Genomic DNA, 7,249 nt, shown 5'->3' on the forward strand with positions numbered 1-7,249 from the left:
GGCTTCCACGATCGCGCCCGTCCGGTCGCGGCTACTCTCGGGGCGTGATCACGACGACGGAGCGGGTGGACGACTGGATCGAGGGCTGGTGCCGTGCACGCGGCGTGCAGCGCGTCCGCGAGGACGGGGCGTGGCTGGTCGATGTCGGAGCGGAGTCGCGCACGCGGGAGCGGATCCTGGTCGATCCGTCGCCCTCCGCGCTGCAGGCGGGCGCCGAGCAGACGGCCGGGCCCCGGGAGTGGCTGACGGTCATCGGCCTGGGCGACGACGCCCGCCTCGCGCCCGCCGCAGGGCTCGAGCTCGTCGCGGGCGACGAGAGCCTGATGGCGGCGCTCCTCGGCCCGGGCCGCACCGCCGAGGGTGCCCTGCTCGCGGGAGCCGTGCTCGAGGCCGCCGACGGAGTGGCGAGCGTCCGGCTGCTGGTCGACGGAGTCGTCGCCGCTCAGGGCACCGCCGCCGTGCACGGGACGGTCGCGGTCCTGGACCGGATCGAGACCGATGCGCGGTTCCGCCGACGCGGGCTGGGACGGCGGGTCGTCGACGCCCTCATCGCCTGGGCCCGGTCCGAGGGTGCACGGAGCGGTCTCCTCGTCGCCAGCACGGACGGCCGCGCCCTCTACCTCACCCTCGGCTGGGAGGTGGTCGCGCCGGTGCGCATCTGGCGCGGGGCCGCACTCCGAGATCCGGGACAGGGCTGCGCGGCCGCCGGGCGATGAATTCCCGGTCCGCCCCTCCGGGAGCGCACGTCCGCGTGAGTGCGGAATCCCGCGCAGCGGACACAGGCGGCGGAGAACGGCGGAGCAGCAGTGGAGCGGCCGCCCGCAGATCCGAATTCAGCCGATAAAATCATCCTCGAAAGAGGGACACCGGCTATTGCTCACACGGCCTTGTCCGAGAAGCGGATCATCCGCTTCTCGGACTCGTGTCTCCGCCCTCGGGTCGTCAGCCGAGAGCGCCCTTCTCGGCCGAGTAGAGCTGCTTCACCTGCTCCGCGGTCAGCGCCCGGTCCCACACCCGCAGTCGGGCGAGGGAGCCGGCGAAGCGGTTGATCATCGTGCCGTCCCGGCCGACCGCTCCGACCACGAAGTCGCCCTGAGCCGCGTTGAGGCCGTCGGGGTAGACGTAGGGGTTCTTGGCGTAGGTCGCGCCGAGCTTGTCGGTGTACACCGGGTACGCGGTGGCGGCGCCGTCGAGGTACGAGACCGCGACTGCGCCGTCGTACGTCCCGACGTGCAGCTGCCACACGCCGCGCGTGATCCGGCGGGGCTCCACCGAGTAGTCGCGCGAGTACGGGTAGCCGGGCGTCGGCCCGCCGAGCTTCGAGACGTGCATGCACACGCGCTCCCAGCCGCCGTACTCGGGGAGGTTGTTGAACAGCGCATAGGAGCGCAGCGGCCCGACCGTCGACTCCTCCCAGACGCCCGCGATGCAGGCGCCGTCCGCGTCGGAGTTGAGCACCCACACCGCGATCGTCACCTGGCCGGTCGAGGCGCCCAGGTTGAGCGGGCCGACCTCGTCCTTGGGGACGACGAGGTGGTCCGTCGTCCCGTTGAGGGCGACTCCGGTGCCGAACGGCGTGGCGACGGCGCGGGCGGAAGAGCCCGCGCCCTGCCGGAGCGCCGGAGCGCCCGCGACGGCCGAGGCGAAGGGGGCGGCGCTCTCGGCGAAGGACCACTCCGCGATCGGCGTGGGCACGGTGACCGTGGGGACCGGAGCGGCGTCGCCGACCACGAACGCGTCGAGGATCAGGTTGGTGCCGCTCGAGGCCGGGTTGCGCCCGCTCCCGCGGCGGATGGTCACCGTGTGCGGCCCGGCCGCGAGCTGTCCGCTGCTCCAGACCGTCTGCTTCGACCGCGTCGCGGCGCTGTATCGGTCGACGGACGCGACCTTGACTCCGTCGAGCTCGACGTCGTTGATGCCGGACGAGCCGGTGAGGCGGCTGATCCAGCTCACACTGGTACCGGTGAAGGCGAGGGTGGCGGAGGCGCCCTCGGTGGTCGAGTAGGCGATGCTGCCGCCGCTGTCCGTGCTCGCCTTCAGCGTCGACCAGGTGCCGGTCGTGACGATCGGGGCGGCGCCGTTCTCGTAGGTGCCCGCTCCGGGCAGGGTCGTCGCCGGCGGAGGCGTCGCGTCGCCGACCACGAAGGAGTCGAGCAGCAGGTTGCTGCCGGTCGAGGCCGGATTGCGGCTGCTCCCCCGGCGGATCGTCAGCGTGTGCGGCCCGGCCGCGAGCTGTCCGCTGCTCCACACCGTCTGCTTCGAGCGGGTGGACGCGCTGTAGCGGTCGACGGAGGCGACCTTCACGCCGTCGAGCTCGACGTCGTTGATCCCGGAGGACGACGTGAGTCGGCTGATCCAGGCGATGCTCGTGCCGGTGAAGGCGAGCGTCGCGGAGGCGCCGGAGCTGGTCGAGTAGGCGATGCTCCCGCCGCTGTCCGCGGTGGCCTTCAGCGTCGTCCAGGTGCCGGTGGTGACGATCTGCGCGGCGCCGTTCTCGTAGGTGCCCGCGCCGGGCAGCGTGGACACGGGCGGCGTCTCGGGCTCGGGCTCCGTCTGCGGCACGGGGCCCTCGGCGATCCAGCGCTGGAAGGTGTCGATCATCTCCTTGTTCGTGAAGCTCGGGACCTTGTGGCCGTCGGTGCCCTCCCCCGGGTGGGTGCGCAGCGTCACCTCCTTCGCCAGGGGCAGAGCCGCGGCGTGCAGGGCGGCGCCGTGCAGGGCGAGCGGCACCATGACGTCGTCGGGAGATCCGGTGATCCTCAGCCGGGCGCCGCGCCACACCGACGCGGGCAGCCGCGCCGGGTTGGTGGCGGCGATCGCCGCGGCGTCCGCGTACTCGGGGCCGATCTTGTCCGGCTCGCTCGCCGCGCGCTCCTCCATGTCGTAGGAGCTGCTGCAGAGGTACGCTCCCCGGATGTTCGGCACCAGCCGCTTCCCGTAGGCCCAGGCCAGGAGCGGCCCGCCCCCGGAATCGGACCGCAGGAGGCTCGCGTCGATCCGCCACACCGACGAGGCCCAGGCGGCGACCGCGGCCTGGATCTCGATCGCCCGCGGGCTCGACCAGATGCTGCCGCCGTAGGTCGGGCAGATGCTGACGATGCCGCGGTCCACGGCGAGGTCGGCGGAGTAGGCGAAGGCGCTCGAGAGCGCCGTGTGGGTGCCGTTGCGGGCGTGGTAGTACCAGAGCATCGATGCACCCCTGGTCTGCGACGGAGGCGTCGCGTGCGGCACGAACAGGCGCGCCCGGTCCCCCGCGACGACGACGTCGATGATCTCGTAGCGCTTCCCGCCCGTCTTCGACGTGGCGGTCGACAGGCGCGAGACCTCGCCGGGCAGTCGGGGCACCGCGGTGAGGTCGCCGGCCGCGAGGGCCGGCGTCGCGAACGCGATCGCGCCCGCGCCGGCGACGGATCCGGCGAGGATCGTGCGGCGCGAGAGAGCGGAGAGGGCCTTGACGCCCGATCGGGAGCCGGTGCGGGAGGAGTCGGCGGAGTCGCCGACGGCAGTGTCCTGAGGAGTCACGGAAGAGAGAGCCTTTCCGATCGTCACCGTTCCGGGTACACCGATCGAAAGAGGAGCAGAAGGCGTTCAGTGAACGAGCGGCAGTGCTCGCGCTACTGATGCGGATCACCTTCTCCTCGAGAAGGAAAGGGAAGCCGGATCAGGCTAACAGAGGGAATGAGAAGGGGTTCAGTATTCCACCCACCGCTTTATCAACGGGAAGAGAACTCGCCAGAAATCACTTATCCGGTCGCTTATCGTCCCTTTTCCGGTGACACGACGCGTGCCGGACACCGCCGTCTGGCAGGATGCCCCCTGTGTCGGAGACGGGTCGGCTGCAGCGGGGCGGCACCCTCTCCGTGCTCCTCGTGTTCCTCCGCCTCGGGCTGACCTCGTTCGGCGGGCCGATCGCGCACCTCGGCTACTTCCGCGAGGAGTTCGTGGTGCGCCGCGGCTGGCTGACCGATCGCGCGTACGCCGACCTCGTCGCGCTCTGCCAGTTCCTCCCCGGACCCGCGTCCAGCCAGGTCGGGATGGCGGTCGGCCTGCAGCGCGCGGGACTCGCCGGACTCGTCGCCGCGTGGTGCGGATTCACGCTCCCCTCGGCGATCGCCCTTGTGCTCGTCGCCGGGCTCGTCGCCGGTGCGGGCGATGTCGCCTCCGCCGGCTGGCTCCTGGGCCTCCAGGCGGCGGCGGCCGCGGTCGTCGCGCAGGCCGTGCTCGGGATGGCGCGCTCGCTCGCACCGGACCGCCGCCGCGCGACGATCGCCGGCGCAGCGGCTGTCGCCGTCCTCCTCGCCCCGGAGCCCGCGCTGCAGGTGGCGGTGATCGCGGCTGCGGGCCTGGCCGGCGTCCTGTGGCTCCGCCGCGAGGAGGCGGCTCCGGACGAGGGCCCGGGGTTCGCGGTCCGGATCCCGACGGCGCTCGCGGTCTCGGCCCTCGCCCTCTGGGGGCTCCTCCTGGTCGGCCTCCCCCTGCTCGCCGCGCTCACCGGCGAGGGAGCGGCGGGTCTCGCCTCCGTCTTCTACCGGTCGGGCGCTCTGGTGTTCGGGGGCGGCCACGTCGTGATGCCTCTGCTGGAGGCGCAGACGGTCGGCGCCGGCACGGTCGGGCAGAGCGAGTTCCTGGCCGGCTACGGCGCGGCGCAGGCGGTGCCGGGCCCGCTCTTCACCTTCTCCGCATTCCTCGGCGCGGTGGGCGCGGGGACGCCGGACGGCGTCGCGGGGGCGGCGATCGCGCTGGTCGCGATCTTCCTGCCGGGCGCTCTGCTCGTGGTCGGCGTGCTCCCGTTCTGGCAGCGGCTGCGGCACCTGCAGGTCGCGCAGAGGGCGCTGGCCGGCGTGAACGCCGGCGTGGTGGGACTGCTCGGCGCCGCCCTCTACGACCCGGTGCTGACGGAGGGCATCGGCTCGACCGGCGCCCTGGCGCTCGCGATCGGCGCCTTCGTGGCGCTGACGCGCTGGACGGTGCCCCCGTGGATCGTCGTCCTGGCCGCCGCGGGCCTCGGCATCCTGCTCCTCTGACTCCCTCCGGGAACGACGATCCGGACCAGCCCTGGCAGTCTGGACGCATGAGGGCTCGGGGGACGACAGCGGCAGTGGCGACGACGGCAGCGGCGGGGCTCCTGCTGCTGGGCGGGTGCACCGCCGGCGGCGGGGCCGAGGCGGGCGCCACGGCGTCCGCGCCCGCCTCGCGGACGCCGAGACCCGCCATCACCGACCTGATCACTCCGAGCCCGACCCCCTCCGCTCCGGCGACCGCCGAGCCGGTCGGAACCGTCGTCGACGCCGGGCCGGTCGGCGAGGGAGTCCCCGCCACCGTCTCGGGCACCGGCCCGGCCGACGTGTCGTTCCAGCGGCAGGGCGAGTTCGCGGTCGTCCTGAGCCTGGACTGCTCGGCCTGCACCGGCACGGCGATCGTCACCGCCGCGGGCCGGATGACGCCCTTCGGCGAGGCCGCCGCCCCGATGACGGGGTCGTTCCTGACCGGGATCTTCCGCGACGACCCCGTCGAGCAGCAGGTGATCGTCCGAGCCGACGGGCCGTGGACGCTCGGCCTGCAGAGCTGGAACGACCTCGCGACGGTGAGCGGTGCGCAGTCCGGCACCGGCCCGGCCGTTCTGTTCTTCTCCGACGACGTCCCGCGCGTGACGGTCGACTACACGCCCGCGGGTCCGGACGACTCGTTCTCCGGCCGCGTGTTCACGACCTCCGATCAGCCGCAGCTGTTCGGCGACTCCGTCGCCTTCTCCGAGGTGTTCGAGGCCGACCTGCCCGGCGTCATGGCCGTCCAGACCGAGGGGACCTGGACCGTCACGCCGACGCCCTGACCCGGGTCGCGCCGGCCGCGGAGTCGGGGAACGGGCGCCCCTCGGCCCAGACCCGCTGCACGCGGAGCGATGCGTCGAGCAGGACGACGTCGGCGCGGTACCCGGGGGCCAGCAGGCCGAGGTCGCCACGGCCGAGCACGCGGGCGGGAACGGCGGTGAGGGCGGCGACGGACGCCTCCAGCCCGAGCCGGCCGGGCCCGACGGCCCGCCGCAGGGCCTCCTCCTGCGTGAGCGTGGATCCGGCGAGCACAGCGGTGCCCGCGAGCCGGGCGACTCCGCCGAGCACCTCGACGTCGAGCGGGCCGAGGCGGTGCGCTCCGTCGCCCGCCCCGGCCGCCGCCATCGCGTCGGTGACGAGCGCGATCCGCCCGGGAGCAGCCGCGAACGCGAGCCGCACCACCTCGACGTCCACGTGCCGGCCGTCGAGGATCAGCTCGAGCGCGACCCTCTCGTCTCCCAGGGCCACCGGGATCGGGCCCGGGGAGCGGTGGCCGATCCCGGGCATGGCGTTGAACGCGTGCGTGACCAGCCGGGCTCCGCGGTCGAACGCGGCCCGCGCCTGGTCGGCGTCCGCCTCGGTGTGGCCCACCGCGACCACCGTGCCGGCGCCGGCGAGCCGCTCCACCGCGGCGAGGGCTCCCGGCAGCTCGGGCGCGAGCGTGATCTGCGCGAGGCGTCCGCGGGCGGCGTCCAGCAGCCGGCCGACAGCGCCGGAGGAGGGGTGCACGAGAGCCGCGGGGTCGTGCGCTCCCCTGCGCGAGGGCGCGAGGAACGGGCCCTCGAGGTGCGCGCCGAGCACGAGCGGGTCGGCGGCCGCGAGGGCCGAGACCGCGTCCAGAGAGGACTCCAGCTGCTTCAGCGGCGCCGAGACCAGGCTGACCAGCGAGCGCGTGGTGCCGCGGGAGCGGTGCAGCGCGAGGCCCGCGCGGATCGCCTCCGCTCCTCCGTCGAAGCCGTGACCGCCCCCTCCGTGCACGTGGAGGTCGAGGAAGCCCGGGACAGCGGTGAGGCCCCGCGCGTCGTGCAGCTCCGCCCCCTCCGCCTGCGCCTGCCAGCCGGTGCCGGTGCCGGTCGCCGTGATCGCGCCGTCCCGCGCGAGGAGCCAGTGGTCCTCCACGGTCCCGGCCGCGTCGACCTTCCGTGCGCTGTGGATGATCAGCGCGGCGTGCGCCATGCGGTCGTCTCCTGGGTGTCGGTTCCGGATCGGCGGGGACTCCGCCCCCTCCCGACGATGGCACAGCCCTCGCCGGTCGCGCCGGTCCGACACCGATCACTGCGCCACCCCGAACGCATTCCGTGCCTCCGCGTCACGAACAAGGACCTCACGCGTCTCCTGTGCATGCCTGCCCTGGACCCCCGGAACCAGGCGGCCAGCGCGGAGGACCGGCGGTGCCTCCGGTGGTCGCGGTCCAGCTCGGC

The 7,249-nt window shown here is 74.0% G+C and carries 5 protein-coding genes; 3 read left to right on the forward strand and 2 right to left on the reverse strand.

The genetic code is table 11. From position 1 onward, the window contains the following. Positions 1-44: 44 nt before the first annotated feature. Positions 45-716: a GNAT family N-acetyltransferase gene (locus C5C27_RS18425; protein WP_219813191.1), complete on the forward strand. Its 672-nt coding sequence runs from the start codon at positions 45-47 to the stop codon at positions 714-716. 226 nt (positions 717-942) lie between these two features. Here the strand turns inward: C5C27_RS18425 and C5C27_RS16035 are convergent, their stop codons facing one another. Next, positions 943-3,522, reverse strand: coding sequence for a LamG-like jellyroll fold domain-containing protein (locus C5C27_RS16035; protein WP_104314903.1), 2,580 nt, complete (start codon positions 3,520-3,522; stop codon positions 943-945). A gap of 287 nt (positions 3,523-3,809) precedes the next feature. On the opposite strand from C5C27_RS16035, the gene chrA reads away from it, so the two are divergent. Beyond that, complete coding sequence (gene chrA, locus C5C27_RS16040; protein WP_104314904.1) at positions 3,810-5,024, forward strand: chromate efflux transporter; 1,215 nt, start codon at positions 3,810-3,812, stop codon at positions 5,022-5,024. Positions 5,025-5,098: 74 nt separating this feature from the next. Then, a complete protein-coding gene (locus C5C27_RS16045) occupies positions 5,099-5,830 on the forward strand; it encodes a hypothetical protein (protein WP_104225243.1) in 732 nt (243 codons plus the stop codon). Here the strand turns inward: C5C27_RS16045 and C5C27_RS16050 are convergent. Continuing rightward, the gene (locus C5C27_RS16050; protein WP_104314905.1) at positions 5,814-7,004 is read right to left on the reverse strand and encodes an N-acetylglucosamine-6-phosphate deacetylase; all 1,191 of its coding nucleotides are present in this window, start codon (positions 7,002-7,004) and stop codon (positions 5,814-5,816) included. The genes C5C27_RS16045 and C5C27_RS16050 overlap by 17 nt on opposite strands. Between the last annotated feature and the right edge of the window lie 245 nt (positions 7,005-7,249).

The sequence above is a fragment of the Rathayibacter sp. AY2B7 genome (genome assembly GCF_002931635.1).
Classification (GTDB): Bacteria; Actinomycetota; Actinomycetes; order Actinomycetales; family Microbacteriaceae; genus Rathayibacter.